A 13,798-nucleotide genomic window follows, 5' to 3' on the forward strand; every position below is an offset into this window, starting at 1 on the left:
AGCAACCCAATGAAGACAGGAAGTCAGATCAACGAACCCAGCGCCAGACAAGTCTAGTACTGCCTGACCTGGGTCAGATTGTGGACGAGGCGTCCCCATGCTCCGGTGATCACAACGTACAGGTTCAAGGAGGAAATCAAATATGACGGCAATCCATGGTGCTCACGCCACAACTGTCCCTGCGTGCCACGGCAACGCCCGCAGGATGACGCGCTGCTCGATTCGAATCAGTCACTTCAAGGCATTTTGCGGAACTGCCAGGTTCAGCCCCGAACAACTCTTCCCCGCGGGCAGCGCCAGTTTGTTCCCCGCGGGCAGCGCCAGCTTGTTCCCCGCGGGCAGCGCCAGCTTGTTCCCCGCTTCCATCTGCACTAACCAGCAGACTAACCGTAAACCCCAGAAGAAGGTGCAGGCAGGGGAGGGCATCATCCGGACGAATGAAGTTAAGGACGGCTTGCTCCGGTCGTTCGAGCTAACGGCGAGGAAAGTTAGATGAACATGGGGAAGGCTCCGGATGGTGTTTCTGCACAGATAGGCGCCCGCACCCAGCCCGGCGCCACTGAGAACTTTCCCGCTGGGGTAGTTGATGTCAAAGTCGAAAAGGCGGCGGATCTGGACGAAGCCATCGATGAAGCGTTCACGAGACTCCTCGAATTGGCTACGGAACATAGGACTGGGATTATGGTTACCCGGGTAGGCGTGGGCAGGTATACAGTCCAAACCCATGCTGAAGTCCCTTTTGGGCTCATCCGTCAACGTCATGCATGAAGTCAGGCTTTTAGTTCCTGGCATTGGGGATGCGTTGCTGTCTGAGCATGTGTTGGGCGGCCGCCAAGCGTCCCGTCATGGCCCGAGGATGGTTCCATGAGGGGAAATCTGGACGCTTCCGAGGGTGGTGGCACCCGGGTCTTCACCCATTGCCACTTTGCTAAGGACCCGAAACCGACCAGCAACCCGTACCAACCAACTGTCCGTCGGAAGCCTTGTGTGTCTCTCAACGAGGAATGAACCGGCCATGACGACCTAACGATGCGAAGACTGGCGCCGCCTCACGGGCCCCCAAATCGAGATTCACAAGGGCGAACAAATCGTCTGGACCGGGACCGTCGATGCCGTGATGCCGGACAACAGCATCATCTGGCTTGCTGCCTGGCACAACGGGACCCGGGAGTTTGAGGAAAGGCCATGACCGAAGCAAGGATGCTTGTAAAGTTTGATATCCAAAAACTATCCATTTGGAAAGTCGGGCAGCTAGGATGTGAGACATGGTGACCCTGGATGATCTAGATTGGGAATTGTTGCGGTTGCTTCAGGAAGACGCACGCCTTGGGTATAGAGAGCTCGCGCGGCACGTAGGGTTATCCGCCCCTGCGGTCGCTAGCAGAGTGCGCCGCCTGGAGCGGCATGGGGTGATAACCGGCTACAGTGCCCGCGTCGATCCCCTTGCTGCTGGATACGCGGTAGAGGCTTTCATTCACATTGAAAGTAGCGGCAAGCGGCAGTCTTACGGGGTTGCGGCCCAAGCTATCGCCGACCCGTATGTCCTTGAGGATCATCGGGTGGCGGGCCAGGACGATCACATCTTGCGTGTGGTCGCGGAAACTGTCCGGGACTTGGAACCTTTCATCGACTCGCTCCACGATAAGGGCAGCTCCGCGACATCGTTTATCTTCTCGTCCCCCAAGCGCTGGGCTCCAGTCGTACAGCCTGGGACCCTGAAGCCGGAGAGCCCAGACAACAGACCCAGCGACTAAGCTCCAAGAGCCGGAAAGCTCGCGAACGGGTCTCCGCCGATCAGAGTGCGCAGTCGAAGGTCAGGGAAGGGACAGCATCCGCTCCCGCTTGACCTTCGACTGGGTACTTTGGATCGACGTTGACACGGCGATCATTCAGGCTGCGAGTACCTCGCGCATCCAAAGCAGCCGTAGTGGACATTGTCACAGATGGTCGAAGGAATGAGCCCTTGCTCAGGCTGAACAAGGAGCTACTCTGACCCGGGTTCCACTGACTTCAGGCAGATTGACGACTTTCAGTACCGAGAACTTATAAGGCTCAGAAGCCCAGTGAAGTGTCCAAAAAATCAATAGTTCGTGCCTGCCGGAGCCGTGCTACCAGCGTTGCGGCGAGTAACGCCGTCGTGAGTTCCAGTCCGATGACCAGCAACAGTCCGGAGGCGCCGTCTGTGTCAACAGCGTTCGACGCCGGCCTGCCGCCATGGGCGTGTCCCGCACCGCCCGCTCCGAGCAGCAACACAGCGTGCAGGGCAACCATGACCAAGGCCGCAGCCGTCACTTGGTGAAGAGCCCCGACCTTGCTGTGTCGCCAGATGTGGACGGTGCACGGGACGCACACGGCTGCTAGTCCGATCATGAGTAGGCCAAGCCAGGCGTCATGGTGCCCGGAAGCTGCGAGCCACAGGTGCACCAGGCATGAAACCGCCGTGAGGGCTGCGCAGATCCGGGGATGCAGGACGGGTCCGGCTGAGCGGACCCGTCCCGCGGTGGTTGTCATCTCAGTAGCCCGTGGCTATTAGTGGCAGTGCCCGGCAGGCTCGCCGTGTTCTTCGCCAGCCGTGGTGCCAGCAGCAGCGCTGTGGCAAGTGGAGCCGGAACTGTTGGCGGGTACATCCAGGACCGGGCTGCGGTCGAAGAAGCCTTCGGGGCGCAGCTTGAATCCGACTGTGTCCACGGGCATGATCGGCCAGTCCTCGACCCGCGGGAAGTGCGTGAGGCCGAAGGTGTGCCAGAGGACAATGTCTTGGCCGTCGATCTCGCGGTCTTGGGCGACGTACGCGGGAAGGCCGGCACCGCCAGTGTGTTGGTTGACGAAGTCGCCGGTTGGGTAGCGTTCCTCGTCGGCGTAGCGGGTGACCCAGAGATCCTTGGTGGCGAAGGCGGCGCGCTTGGCAATGGAAGAACCGGGGTCGGCCAGTAGCGTGGGCTGGTTCTCGGAGTGGAGCTTGTAGGCAACGGACTCCCCCAATCGGTTGCGGGACTCGGGGTTGGAGATGATCCAGGGCCCGGCCTGCACGTGCGTCTGCTTCCCGGACGGCCTCTGATTCGCGGGTCAGGACGGTGCGTTTGCGGGAGAACGCGTTGCCGCGCTCGTTGCCCGGCCCCATGGCCTGGCGGACCACGTCTTCTTCCTCCACGCGGTTGCTGAAGCCGTCAATGGCCATGTCCAGACGGGCGCTGAAGAGGTGCTGGTGGAAGGGGGCTCCAAGTCCTGGCGCGAGCTGCGAGATGTTGTCCGAGCCGCCTTCCGGGAAAGCACTGGTGAAGACGACGCCGGTGGCCTTGGCTTCGAATTCGATGGTGCCGTCTAGGTAGAGGTACCAGTAGAAGCCGTAGTCGTAGTTGCCGATGGTGGTGAAGAAGGAGATCACCAAGCGGCGGTTGCGGCGGGTGTAATTGATGCCGGACCAGAGGTCAGAGTGCTTGGAGAGGATGCCCCAGTCTTCCTCGTGCATGCAGATTCCGTTGCGGATTTCGCGGGGGTTGCCGAAGGCGTCGCTGATGACAGGGCTCAGGTAGGTGATATCGCCCAGGCAGTCGCAGCCCAGCTCCAGGGAGTTGGCGTACTGGCCCACCAAGTATTCGCCGGTGTCGAAGTAGTTCTGCCAGGACCGGATGGGCGACGGGTCGCCGTAGGGAACCACCATCTCGGCGATCGAGGCGCGGTTGATGATGGGGCGTTTCTTCTCGCCGTCCTGGAAGGCCATGTTGTGGAGGACAACTCCTTCACGGGCGTCGAATCCGACGTCAACGCTCCACTTTTCCCACTCCACGTGGTTTCCCCCGGTGACCGTGAAGCTGGGACCTTCGGGCTGGGTGATGCTGATGGGCTTCTGGCTGGTGCGGAGTGGTCCGGTCAGTTCGGGATCGGTGTAGTTGCCGTGCTCTGCCGGAACTGGCATGACGCCGAGGTCAATGACCTGCGTGACTTCCTTGTTGACCACATCCACGTGCGCCAACAGGCCGTCCACGGGGTGTGCCCAGGCGCTGTCCCCCGGGAAGTTCTGCACGAAAGCTAGGCCCCGCAGGATGCGGCGGCCTTTCTCCTCGGTGTAGTCGAAGGAGCCGGCGGAGAGCGGGGCAACCCGGACCTTTTCCACCTCCAGGTCGCGGGCGGCAAGTGCGGCGAGCCAACGTTCGTCCGTGGCGAGGAGGGATTCGACGAGCTCGAACTCCTGCTCGAGGATGGGAAGTTCACCCGTGACGTTGGTATCGAGGACGACGGCGGCTTCGATCTTCTGGTGCGTGAGGGAGACGATAGCGTCGGTTGGCGCAGGCCCTGAGACATCGTGGATATAGACCCGGAAGCGCCGGTCCTGCGCCCGGTCCGTGCCTCGCTGATCCGGATCCAACAGGCCGAGGTAGGCAATCCTGTGCTGCGGGCCGAGAAGGCCCCCCTGCTGCAGGATAGACCGGATCTCAAGGATCTCGGGGGCCGTGGCCAGGCCAAATGCTGAGGTTGTTTCAACTGGTGCGAACGTCATGGGAAACCTTTGATCGGACCGTTTCGAGGTCGGCCGGTTTATTTTCTATAGGTGTAGAGACTAAGCTCTACGTAAGATGGATCACAAGGGTTTTGGAAAAGTATTTTTCGGGGAGCAGCTGCGGTGCCAAAAATTGTTGACCATGACGAGCGGCGCTTGGGACTGGTGGATGCCACCTGGCGCATCATCGCCCGGAATGGGCTTGAAGGCGCCACCCTGCGCGAAATCGCAATGGATGCGGGCTTCGCCAACGGCGCCCTGAAGCCGTACTTCCCCACCAAGGACACGTTGCTGGAGTTCGCCTTCAGCCACGTCTTCAACCGGACCAATCAGCGGATCGCCGGGGTAACCGTGGGCCGGGCCGGCCTTCCTGCTCTGCGGGCCTTTTGCCTTGAGGAACTCCCCCTCGATGAGGAGCGCACCAGCGAGGCACGGATCGTGATCCCCTTCTGGCAGAAAGCAGTCAACGATCCCCAAAAGGCGCGGATCTATCAACAGTCGATGAACGAATGGCTCACCACAATCCGCCGCTACCTCGAAGAAGCGGGAGGCCGGAGATGTCAATACCGCCGTCGACGATGAGGCCCTGGTAGGCCAGCTCCTGAACATGCTGCTCGGCGCCCAGATTGAAGCCGCCCTCGCCCCAGCCGGACGCACGGACTTTGGCCACGACAGTCAGCTTGAGGGCTACCTGGCCCTCCTGACCCAGTCGGATGCTCGATAAACGCAGCGTGGAATACTTAGGGTGCACGCGCATCCATACCCGCCGTCGAGACGCCCGACCTCCTGGTGCACATCGACATCCTGGAACCGGAACTTTGCTGCGGATGGGCTAGGCGTGAGTGCGGAAGGCCTGCCCTGCGCGCGCATTCCAAGACGACGGACTGGCCGGCGGGCTGCGGTCATCCTTGGGAGGGAAGGGAACGTCCTCGGCCTTCACCCGCCGGCCGCAGGGATAGAACTTGGCACCGATATACCTGGAGACTTTCGGGCGGCGAAGTGCGGGGTGCGCGTGGACGCATTGAACGCGTCAGACCGGTTCGCGCAGATGCTAGGGGTGGTGGTGGGCGAGCCACTACTCCTCCGCTTGGGCACGTTGTGCGGTGTTATGGCGTCGTCCACGAAGTGAATTTCACGAGTATCCCAGCCGCGCCTCTATACGGGACTACTATCCGGCATGCGGCTGCCTATTGGCTGACTATTTCAGTCTGATCGGAGCCCACCAGGACGGCTTGATTGGCACCCACCTGTGAACGTTGACCCCATCCATTTTGGATCTACCACGGGAGGACCAGGATGGGGTCAAGAGTGGAGTTGTTCGCGGGAAGTCGGCGAGACGCCAGGGTTTAGGAGCTGTCGATTCGAGAGCTTGCGATGCAACGCATCATGAAAGCATCCTTCCCGCAACAATGGACTACGGCAGCAGAGGGCCCCGTCACGAAGGCACGGCTAGGCACACAGCAGCAACACCTAAAAACACAGAACTGCCACGAACAATGACTCGACCGTTACGGTGAATCGCTTATGCCTTCTTCGGTCCCTTTGTGTTCAACCGACTCCAGCTGTTCGTCCGAGGAAGGAGCCGTTGCTCCCGGCGAGATCATCAAACCACTGAGGTCCTACTTGGGAATGGCGTCGGCGAACTGCTGTGCCAGGTTTGTGCCGTGGATGATCCCAGCGATGTCGAGCTCTCGAGATCCTCACCTCCGCCACGGGTTTCGTGGGTTTAGACGTCGCCAATGTTGTGGCGCAGTGGCGTTCGTGGATGACCATGGCGAAGAATGACTTTTAAGTCAGTGACACCTATTGTGGAGCGTAGCTTTCCGTCACACGAAAAATGGGGTTGTCTCATGCAGGTTGTTGTCAGAGCCTTGGAAGTATTGAAGGTTCTCTCGCGGGCGCCGAAGGGGATGACGCTAGGTGAGATCAGTGAACGGTTGGGTCTACCGGTGGCCAGTGCCCATCGGACCGCCGTCGTGCTTGAACAGCAGCGGTTCATCACCCGCTCCAGCAGCAATAGGCGATATTTTCTGGGACCCGTGTTGAGGGAGCTGGTGCAGTCGGACTATTCCAGGGAGTCGCCACTGGTGACGGCGCACAAGGCCGTTTCGGAGGCCAGCCGGCTCAGCGGTGAGACAGTGTTCTTGTCCGAGTTTGCCGGTGACAAAGTGGTGTGTCTCGCGCTCTCGGAATCGAAGTTCCCGCTGAGGCTGTATGTGCGTGTTGGGCAGACAATGCCCCTTCATGCCGCAGCTGCAGCACGGACTCTCCTTGCCTGGCAGCAGCCTGACAGGATCCAGAGGCTCCTTGCCAATACTGAGCTGACTGCCTTTACCGCCGACACACCTAACACTGTCAATGCCGTCATGGACCACCTGGCCAGAATCCGCTCCGAGGGATATGACATCTGCGAGTCGGAGCTCGATGAAAACGTCTGGGCGGTGTCTGCGCCTGTTCGATCCTCGACTGGGGAAGTGGTCGCTTCCATCACGCTCGCCGCTCCCGGTCAACGAATGTTGGAAGAATTCGACCGTGACGAAGCCGTGAGGATCATCCGAGCAGCCGCCGACGAGATGGCCGCCGACCTCGGATGGGTCGCAGCCGGCGCCTAACAGGGTCAGTCACGAGACCTATGCCCCGATCGCCCGGGCTGTTTCCGGGCGGCGACCTCAAAAGGCGAATCCGGTTCACCGAAATCTGAAGCCAAAAGCGTTTTGCCGCACTGCGTCGTGCAATCCGACTTCCGCGCTGCCCTCAGCAGAACCCGTGGCCTGCCGACGCTTCCGGACACCCCTTGTTTCCGAGCACTGGTCCAAATGACCCGACGTTGGCCGTGTCCGCGCATCCGCCAAATATTTCTTTAGGAACTTTCCTGTCTTTGATTTCCACCAGGCAGTCCTTTTTCCCGTTTCTGAATGCATGGCATGGAAGACACACGGACCATCCATTCACCTCGCGGCAGCCTCGGTTCTGTGCCCTGAGAGAGACCAATCCCGGCTGTTGACGAGTGTTGTGACGCGGCTCATGCTGAACATATATTCACTAAACGGATGAAGGACGTTCGCCATATGGAAAATGGAGTTGTGGTCGATAAAGAGCAGGAACTAAGCGCGCCTGATGACGTTTTCGCCCGGGTAGACCTGGCAGTAAATCTGGGGGACGTGGCGCTGGCCAACCCCATCATGCCCGCCTCAGGTTGTTTCGGACCGGAGCTCGCACCGCTTCTGCCATTGGAGCAACTGGGTGCGGTGGTGACGAAGACCGTCTTCGCGGAACAGCGTGCAGGAAATCCGGCGCACCGGCTCACCGAGACAGCTTTCGGGATGCTCAACAGCGTCGGCATACCCAGCCCCGGCAGCGAAGGGTTCCGCAATGGCTTGCTCCGGAAGTACCAGGCAAGCGGAACCAACGTAGTCGTTAGCATTGGTGGTCTCTTCATGCAGGAGTACTACACGATCGCCGAGGGCAGCTGGGCGGGGAAGACGTTGCAGCTTTCGAAGTCAACGTTTCCTGTCCTAATCTCGAGCACGGGGGACTTGCGATCGGTACGTCGCCGCAGCGGGTCGCTGAAGTTGTGACCGGAATCCGGAAATTCACCAACCGCCCCTTATTCGTCAAACTCACGCCCACGGTGAGCTCCATCGGGGAAATAGCCAAAGCAGCTGAAGACGCCGGAGCAAAAGCGGTGACCGTGTCGAACAGCTTCTCCGGTCTGGCCGTGAACATTTTCAAGCGGACCAGCGTTCTTGGCAGCGGTGCCGGTGGCTACACCGGCCCTGCGGTGAAGCCTCTGGCCCTGAAGCTTGTTCGCGACGCTGTCCAGGCTGTCAGTATTCCTGTCATCGGCTGTGGCGGGATCACAACAGCCGAAGACGTTGCAGAGTTCATGATCGCCGGCGCTACAGCGGTTCAGATAGGTACTGCAACCTTTACCCGACCCACAGCAATGAGTGAGATCATCGCCGATCTCGAACCGTTGTGCCACCGTCTGAACGTGTCGAAAATATCCGATCTTATCGGTACCTTGGACACCCCGATCCCTTCCCGGGGCCTCTCATGACCAACAACCCCATGCCGTCCCAAACGGAAATCAAACGAGGAAAGCCTTCGGGCCGCACGGAGGAGGAACGATACGGACGTAAAGCTGTTTTCGCCTCCGCCATCGGCTACGGTCTGGATGGTTTCGACCTGCTGATCCTCAGTTTCGCCCTGTCAGGAATCATCGCCACGTTCCATATCACCGACACTGAGGCCGGCGCACTAACCACCAGTACACTCCTGGGCGCCGTTGCCGGCGGCATCGTCTTCGGTCTTCTCGCCGATAGATTTGGCAGGGTCAGGATGCTGACCTACTCGGTCATCCTCTTTGCGGTCTTCACAGGGCTTTCCGCCTTGGCTACCGGCTTCACCGATCTGGCCATTTACCGTTTCATCGCCGGTATCGGCATCGGCGGTGAGTTCGGTATCGGGATGACACTGGCCGCCGAAGCTGTACCTGCCAAGATGCGTGCCCGCGCCACCTCATGGGTAGCGCTCGGATTCCAGTGCGGCGTCATGGCTGCCGCCTTGCTGTCCGCCCCGATCATCACGGCGTTCGGATGGCGTGGGCTGTTCGTCGTCGGCGCGTTCCCGGCCATCGTCGCCGTTATCATCCGCAAGCGCCTTCACGAGTCCCCGAAATTCCTTGAAAAGGCACGCACGGATTCAGGGAGTTCCACACCGAAGGTGAAGGGCAACGCGCTACGCCTCTTGGTGGGAAACAAGAAAGCCATCCGGGTCACCATCGCCCTGATCATCCTGACATCCGTACAGAACTTCGGATACTTCGGCATTATGACCTGGCTTCCGCGCTACCTCAGCACCCAGTTCCACCTCAACCTCACGAGCTCATCCATCTGGACCGCGGTCACTGTGGTCGGGATGATGACGGGCATCATTGTTTTTGGTCAGCTGGCGGACCGCATCGGCCGGCGAAAGACGTTCTGGATCTTCCAGATCGGCGCCACGGCTTCCGTGTTGGCCTACAGCCAAATCACAGACCCCACCATCCTCCTGGCCGGAGGCTTCATCATGGGCGCCTTCGGCAACGGAATGCTCGGCGGCTACGGGGCACTTATCGCCGAGCTCTACCCGACAGAGGCCCGGGCCACCGCACAGAACGTGCTGTTCAACATAGGCCGGGGAATCGGCGGCTTCGCACCCATCGTAATTGCAATCATTGCCGCACAGTACGGATTTGCTTTCGCCCTGGCACTCTTGCCAGCCATCTACATCCTCGCGTTCTTCACAATGTTCCTCGTGCCCGAACGCAAGGGCGCGGAGCTTGTTTAACCTAAGTCTCTGGAAGGACACGCAGTGACCAGGGCTTTCTGCAGCAACCCCACCGGCCCTCATCCAGGACCCAGCTGCACAACGCCTCCATCTGGCTGCCGACTTGGAGGCCCTGCAACCGGCTACAGGCGGGCACGCAGGCGCCCCTGTAGCTCTCCAGCGGCCCGCGATCCTCCGCCGGCTCGCAGACGCACTCGCTCGCCGCATCCCGGCAGGTACCGACCGGCTGGTAGCCCGGTCCGGAACTGACGGCACTCTGGCCGCGGCCCTGTCACTTCACACCGGCATCAGCTTCGCACTGATTGGCCTCCCCGACGGCGTCGTGGTCGGTGAACTTCACCGTTCCGAACGAACCGTTCTCGTGGGCTACCAGCCCGAAAGCAGCGAGCTTGAGCTGCTGGCCGTCCTCGCCACCGCCGGTGCCCGGCCATCCTTGGCCCTGTACGTTCTGGGTCAGGCCAGCGGCGAGCAGCAAACATCCTTGACGAGGCACACATTGTTCAGTTTCGCTGAGATCTCCACCACCACGAAGGAGAACGACCATGACCGATAACACGCCCCGAATTCCTGGGCATAGCCCGCCAGGTAGCCACGGCAGAGAACTCCCACGAGATCACGTCGCTGCAAACGCCCGGAGTTGCCGAAATCCTCGGTAAGGAACTCGCCAAGGTCCTGGCCCCAACCAACCCAGACACGGTTCTGGTCTGGGACCAGGTCGAATCAGCGGTGCTGGGCCATGTTGTAGCGAGGGAACTCGATGCAGACCTAATCTACGCCTACTCGGTCGAAGGCTCCCTGGGTCTCTCCAGCGAACTCACCGGCGGTACGCGGACCGTCGTCGTTAGCTACGACTGGACCGAAGCGCACGGGCTCGGTGCCCTTGTCAGATTCGCCCAGTCCCAGGGCACAGAGGTTTCCGGCATCGGATCTGTCGTTGCCGGGCCTGAGTCCGCGACCGGCCTCGGCATCCCCACCCACATCCTGACCGACGACCCCCAGAGACCAAAGACACCAAAGGATGACCATGTCATCGACCACGGCTGAGGCGGCCGCCACCTTGCCGGGCTCCAGTGCCGAACGATTGCGAACACTGATCGAACGCTTCGCAATCCTCTCGGAGCCCGGCAGCGGGTCCGGCGTTACCCGGCTCGGTTACAGCGCGTTGGAGCGCGAAGCCCATGCCGAATACTCCGTTTACATGGAAGGCCTTGGTCTTGCCGTCAAGACTGATGCCGCGGGAAATACCATCGCCGAACTGTCCGGAACGGAACCCAACCTGCCCGCACTCGGGACGGGCTCCCACCTTGACAGCGTGCCCAACGGCGGGGCGTTCGATGGAATCGCAGGTGTTGTTGCCGCCATGGACATTGCACGAGCCATGACAACAAGCGGCACGCCGCTCCGCCACCCTCTCAGGTTCGTGGCATTCGCCGCCGAAGAAGGCGCACGTTTCGGGCAGGCCTGCACCGGCAGCCGCATCATTGCCGGCCTGACCAAAGCCAACGACCTTCCAGGGCTGCAGGACAAAGACGGTGTCAGCCTCGCCGACGCCATGCGTGCCATCGACATCGACCGGGCAAAGTCTCCGACGCCGCATGGAACCCAGAGGAATGGGCCGGGTTCGTTGAACTCCACATCGAACAAGGCAGCGTCCTGACCGACGCCGGGTTGCCAGTCGGCGTCGTCGACCTCATTTCCGGCAGCACCCGGGTACGGATTGACATCACCGGCCGGGCATCCCACACCGGGGGCACCCCCATGCACCTGCGGGCCGACGCACTGGCTACAGCAGCCCAGATAGTTCTAGCAGGGGAGGAACTCGCAAAGGATTCACGTCACCACGGCACCCGTATCACGGTCGGCAAACTGGATGTACACCCCGGTTCGATCACGACCATCCCGGGCCACTGCCAGTTACACATCGACATCCGGGATACCGACGCAGAACGCCAGCGGCTCTCCACGACCGAACTCATTGCCCGGGCCTGCGAAATAGCCGGCTCCCGGGACACCGGAATTTCCGTTGAAGTCCTGGCCGATGCCTCGCCTGTCGTTCTGCCCGTCAAGATCCGTACGGCGATCACCGATGCTGCAGCAGACCTTGGAATCGACTACCGGGTCCTACCTTCCGGCGCCAGCCACGACACCCAGATGATTAACCACGGTTGCCCGGGCGGAATAATTTTCGTCTCCGGCCAAAACCACGGCATAAGCCACTCCCCGGATGAGCTCACCAAGTACGAGGATCTGGCGGTCGGTGTAGAACTTCTGGCCGCCTCCCTCCGTCACCTTGACGCCTCATCCCACAGCAGCAACTTCTAGGAGAACAGCGATGCCCACCCCCTCCGACGACTCAGCCGCCTCGCCTGACAAAGAAGCAGGACTTGGCAACTGGGAGCTGACTAAGCTCCCACGAAACACCCGGCCAAAAGCTACCGCCGGCCACCACCGTATTCTTCTCCACCGTCCAATGGGTGACCGCTACATGGCGGTGACACTTTACGCCCCGGCCATTGCCGAAGCGGCTCAACCGGGACAGTTCCTCATGCTCACAGCTGCCCGGCGCGGAGAAAAGACCCCAGCACTGCCACGACCCATGGCCATATACTCAGCCGATGCCGTGACGGGGATTGTTGAGATTCTCTATGGCGTCGTCGGTTCAGGAACCAAACGGTTGCAGTCCTTTGAAGCTGGCCAGGAAATGTTCGTTGTCGGTCCTTTGGGAAGGGCCTTCGAGATCGAGCACAGTGTCCGCCGGGTTCTGCTCGTTGGCCGTGGCATTGGTACCTGCTCGCTAACTACCGTTGCCCAAGTCAACGCCAGCAAAGGTGTGGAGACGATCGCTGTTACCAGCGCTCGGGAGCGCTCAGCGTTGATCGGGGCCGACTTCTACCGCAGTCACGGGGCTCAGGTGTACGAGGTTACCGACCTGGAAGGCACCAGCACCCCGGAAGCCCTGTTCGCTACTCTCACCGCCGACCTGGACATAAACCCGCCGGAAGTCATCATGACCTGTGGTTCGGACCGCCTGATCCGGTTGTGCGAAGACCTTGCCCAGCGCTGGGGCTCCAAAGTCCACGGCTCTCCGTCGAAGCCCACATGGCCTGCGGTCTTGGTTACTGCCACGGTTGCGCCTCCGGAGCCCGCAGCGAAGGGGCTGAAAGCCCCCTGATTTGCAACGACGGCCCAGTCTTCTCTTGGGAGACCGTCCCGCCCATAGCCTTCGCACTATGAGCACTGCCATGCTCGAATGGACCATTGGCGAATCCCGGATTGCGTCGTACTGTCAGGTGTCCGTCGCTATGGCTTACTGGTGACACTCGAGTCGAATTCTCTGCGCCTTGGCCAATGATCTTGTTTACGCGGTCGTTGGAAAAGAACGTGACATCAACGGCAACCACTAGGCGCACACCTTGCTCCCTGGGTATTGCCGGAGCAGCAGCTCCCACCACTTCGTTCAAGCCGGGCATTTGATTGATGTACTCAGCACCATCGATGCTGTTCGCACGCGTTGTTCAGGAGACTGAGGATCCTGACAGTCGGGTTAGGATATACCCCAACCTGACGTCAGAACCGCCATCCGAATTATCAGTCGGGGATGTCAGGCTAGGGTGTATTTTGCCGTTTACTGACACATGCCGCCAAGGGTCTTAAGTGTCAATCTGACACTTCTCGTTGGGCGCGCATCTTGGCAGGACAGCGCATCGCCCCTGGCTGACGAAACATCCGTTATCGGCGTTGAAAGTACGGGAGTGGAAGTAGCTGCGAAAACTCCCGGCTCGTGACGAATCCGATGTTTCCGGAGGTCTGATCGGCGAATCGATCACCACCTCCGAACTGGCAAAACGCACCCAGCAGACAGAGCCCGCGGTCTCCAGGATGCCGCCGAGGTCCCGGACGGTGGTGATTCCGGCGTCCAGAGTCGCCCTGAGGCGGAATCGCGGCGTAATAGCCATATCCCGGCGAGCG

12 protein-coding genes and 2 pseudogenes are annotated in these 13,798 nt (G+C 60.6%); 11 read left to right on the forward strand and 3 right to left on the reverse strand.

Going from position 1 to position 13,798, the window contains the following annotated elements; all coding sequences use genetic code 11:
- Positions 1–231 precede the first annotated feature (231 nt).
- Positions 232–669, reverse strand: a complete 438-nt coding sequence (locus tag ACF0H6_RS12835) for a hypothetical protein (protein ID WP_395250044.1) — start codon at positions 667–669, stop codon at positions 232–234.
- Positions 670–1,265: 596 nt separating this feature from the next.
- Between ACF0H6_RS12835 and ACF0H6_RS12840 the strand changes: the two genes are divergently transcribed.
- The gene (locus ACF0H6_RS12840; RefSeq protein WP_395250045.1) at positions 1,266–1,754 is read left to right on the forward strand and encodes an Lrp/AsnC family transcriptional regulator; all 489 of its coding nucleotides are present in this window, start codon (positions 1,266–1,268) and stop codon (positions 1,752–1,754) included.
- A 298-nt stretch (positions 1,755–2,052) separates the two neighbouring features.
- Here the strand turns inward: ACF0H6_RS12840 and ACF0H6_RS12845 are convergent, their stop codons facing one another.
- Both ACF0H6_RS12845 and ACF0H6_RS12850 read right to left on the reverse strand, forming a co-directional pair.
- Complete coding sequence (locus ACF0H6_RS12845) at positions 2,053–2,511, reverse strand: hypothetical protein (RefSeq protein WP_395250046.1); 459 nt, start codon at positions 2,509–2,511, stop codon at positions 2,053–2,055.
- An 18-nt stretch (positions 2,512–2,529) separates the two neighbouring features.
- A pseudogene (locus ACF0H6_RS12850) lies at positions 2,530–4,498 on the reverse strand (primary-amine oxidase).
- Between the two features lie 123 nt (positions 4,499–4,621).
- On the opposite strand from ACF0H6_RS12850, the pseudogene ACF0H6_RS12855 reads away from it, so the two are divergent.
- From ACF0H6_RS12855 to ACF0H6_RS12900, 10 genes and pseudogenes are all read left to right on the forward strand, one after another.
- Positions 4,622–5,222, forward strand: a pseudogene (locus ACF0H6_RS12855) (TetR/AcrR family transcriptional regulator).
- Positions 5,223–6,348: 1,126 nt separating this feature from the next.
- Positions 6,349–7,110, forward strand: coding sequence for an IclR family transcriptional regulator (locus tag ACF0H6_RS12860; RefSeq protein ID WP_395250047.1), 762 nt, complete (start codon positions 6,349–6,351; stop codon positions 7,108–7,110).
- Between the two features lie 456 nt (positions 7,111–7,566).
- Complete coding sequence (locus ACF0H6_RS12865; protein WP_395250048.1) at positions 7,567–8,076, forward strand: hypothetical protein; 510 nt, start codon at positions 7,567–7,569, stop codon at positions 8,074–8,076.
- Positions 7,968–8,558, forward strand: coding sequence for a nitronate monooxygenase (locus tag ACF0H6_RS12870; RefSeq protein WP_395250169.1), 591 nt, complete (start codon positions 7,968–7,970; stop codon positions 8,556–8,558). The genes ACF0H6_RS12865 and ACF0H6_RS12870 overlap by 109 nt, the downstream gene beginning before the upstream one ends.
- Entirely contained in the window at positions 8,555–9,829 is a 1,275-nt protein-coding gene (locus ACF0H6_RS12875) for an MFS transporter (RefSeq protein ID WP_395250049.1), read from the forward strand. Before ACF0H6_RS12870 ends, ACF0H6_RS12875 begins: the two co-directional genes overlap by 4 nt.
- Positions 9,830–9,932: 103 nt before the next feature.
- Positions 9,933–10,382, forward strand: a complete 450-nt coding sequence (locus ACF0H6_RS12880; RefSeq protein WP_395250050.1) for a hypothetical protein — start codon at positions 9,933–9,935, stop codon at positions 10,380–10,382.
- 173 nt (positions 10,383–10,555) lie between these two features.
- Positions 10,556–10,873 (forward strand): hypothetical protein, encoded by a 318-nt coding sequence (locus tag ACF0H6_RS12885; protein ID WP_395250051.1) that lies wholly within the window; start codon positions 10,556–10,558, stop codon positions 10,871–10,873.
- Positions 10,854–11,486: a M20/M25/M40 family metallo-hydrolase gene (locus ACF0H6_RS12890; RefSeq protein ID WP_395250052.1), complete on the forward strand. Its 633-nt coding sequence runs from the start codon at positions 10,854–10,856 to the stop codon at positions 11,484–11,486. Before ACF0H6_RS12885 ends, ACF0H6_RS12890 begins: the two co-directional genes overlap by 20 nt.
- On the forward strand, positions 11,483–12,151 hold the full coding sequence (locus ACF0H6_RS12895; protein WP_395250170.1) for a M20/M25/M40 family metallo-hydrolase: 669 nt from the start codon (positions 11,483–11,485) through the stop codon (positions 12,149–12,151). Before ACF0H6_RS12890 ends, ACF0H6_RS12895 begins: the two co-directional genes overlap by 4 nt.
- Before the next feature lie 777 nt (positions 12,152–12,928).
- Complete coding sequence (locus ACF0H6_RS12900) at positions 12,929–13,063, forward strand: hypothetical protein (RefSeq protein ID WP_395250053.1); 135 nt, start codon at positions 12,929–12,931, stop codon at positions 13,061–13,063.
- The last annotated feature ends 735 nt before the right edge of the window (positions 13,064–13,798 follow it).

Origin of the sequence: Arthrobacter sp. NA-172, assembly GCF_043952055.1 — a bacterium.
Classification (GTDB): domain Bacteria; phylum Actinomycetota; class Actinomycetes; order Actinomycetales; family Micrococcaceae; genus Arthrobacter.

Excerpts from the sequence above, each read along its gene's own strand:
- ACF0H6_RS12835 (WP_395250044.1), bottom strand. The coding sequence starts at position 669 with ATGTTCCGTAGCCAATTCGAGGAGTCTCGTGAACGCTTCATCGATGGC.
- ACF0H6_RS12840 (WP_395250045.1), top strand. The coding sequence starts at position 1,266 with ATGGTGACCCTGGATGATCTAGATTGGGAATTGTTGCGGTTGCTTCAG.
- ACF0H6_RS12845 (WP_395250046.1), bottom strand. The coding sequence starts at position 2,511 with ATGACAACCACCGCGGGACGGGTCCGCTCAGCCGGACCCGTCCTGCAT.
- ACF0H6_RS12860 (WP_395250047.1), top strand. The coding sequence starts at position 6,349 with ATGCAGGTTGTTGTCAGAGCCTTGGAAGTATTGAAGGTTCTCTCGCGG.
- ACF0H6_RS12865 (WP_395250048.1), top strand. The coding sequence starts at position 7,567 with ATGGAAAATGGAGTTGTGGTCGATAAAGAGCAGGAACTAAGCGCGCCT.
- ACF0H6_RS12875 (WP_395250049.1), top strand. The coding sequence starts at position 8,555 with ATGACCAACAACCCCATGCCGTCCCAAACGGAAATCAAACGAGGAAAG.
- ACF0H6_RS12890 (WP_395250052.1), top strand. The coding sequence starts at position 10,854 with ATGTCATCGACCACGGCTGAGGCGGCCGCCACCTTGCCGGGCTCCAGT.
- ACF0H6_RS12900 (WP_395250053.1), top strand. The coding sequence starts at position 12,929 with ATGGCCTGCGGTCTTGGTTACTGCCACGGTTGCGCCTCCGGAGCCCGC.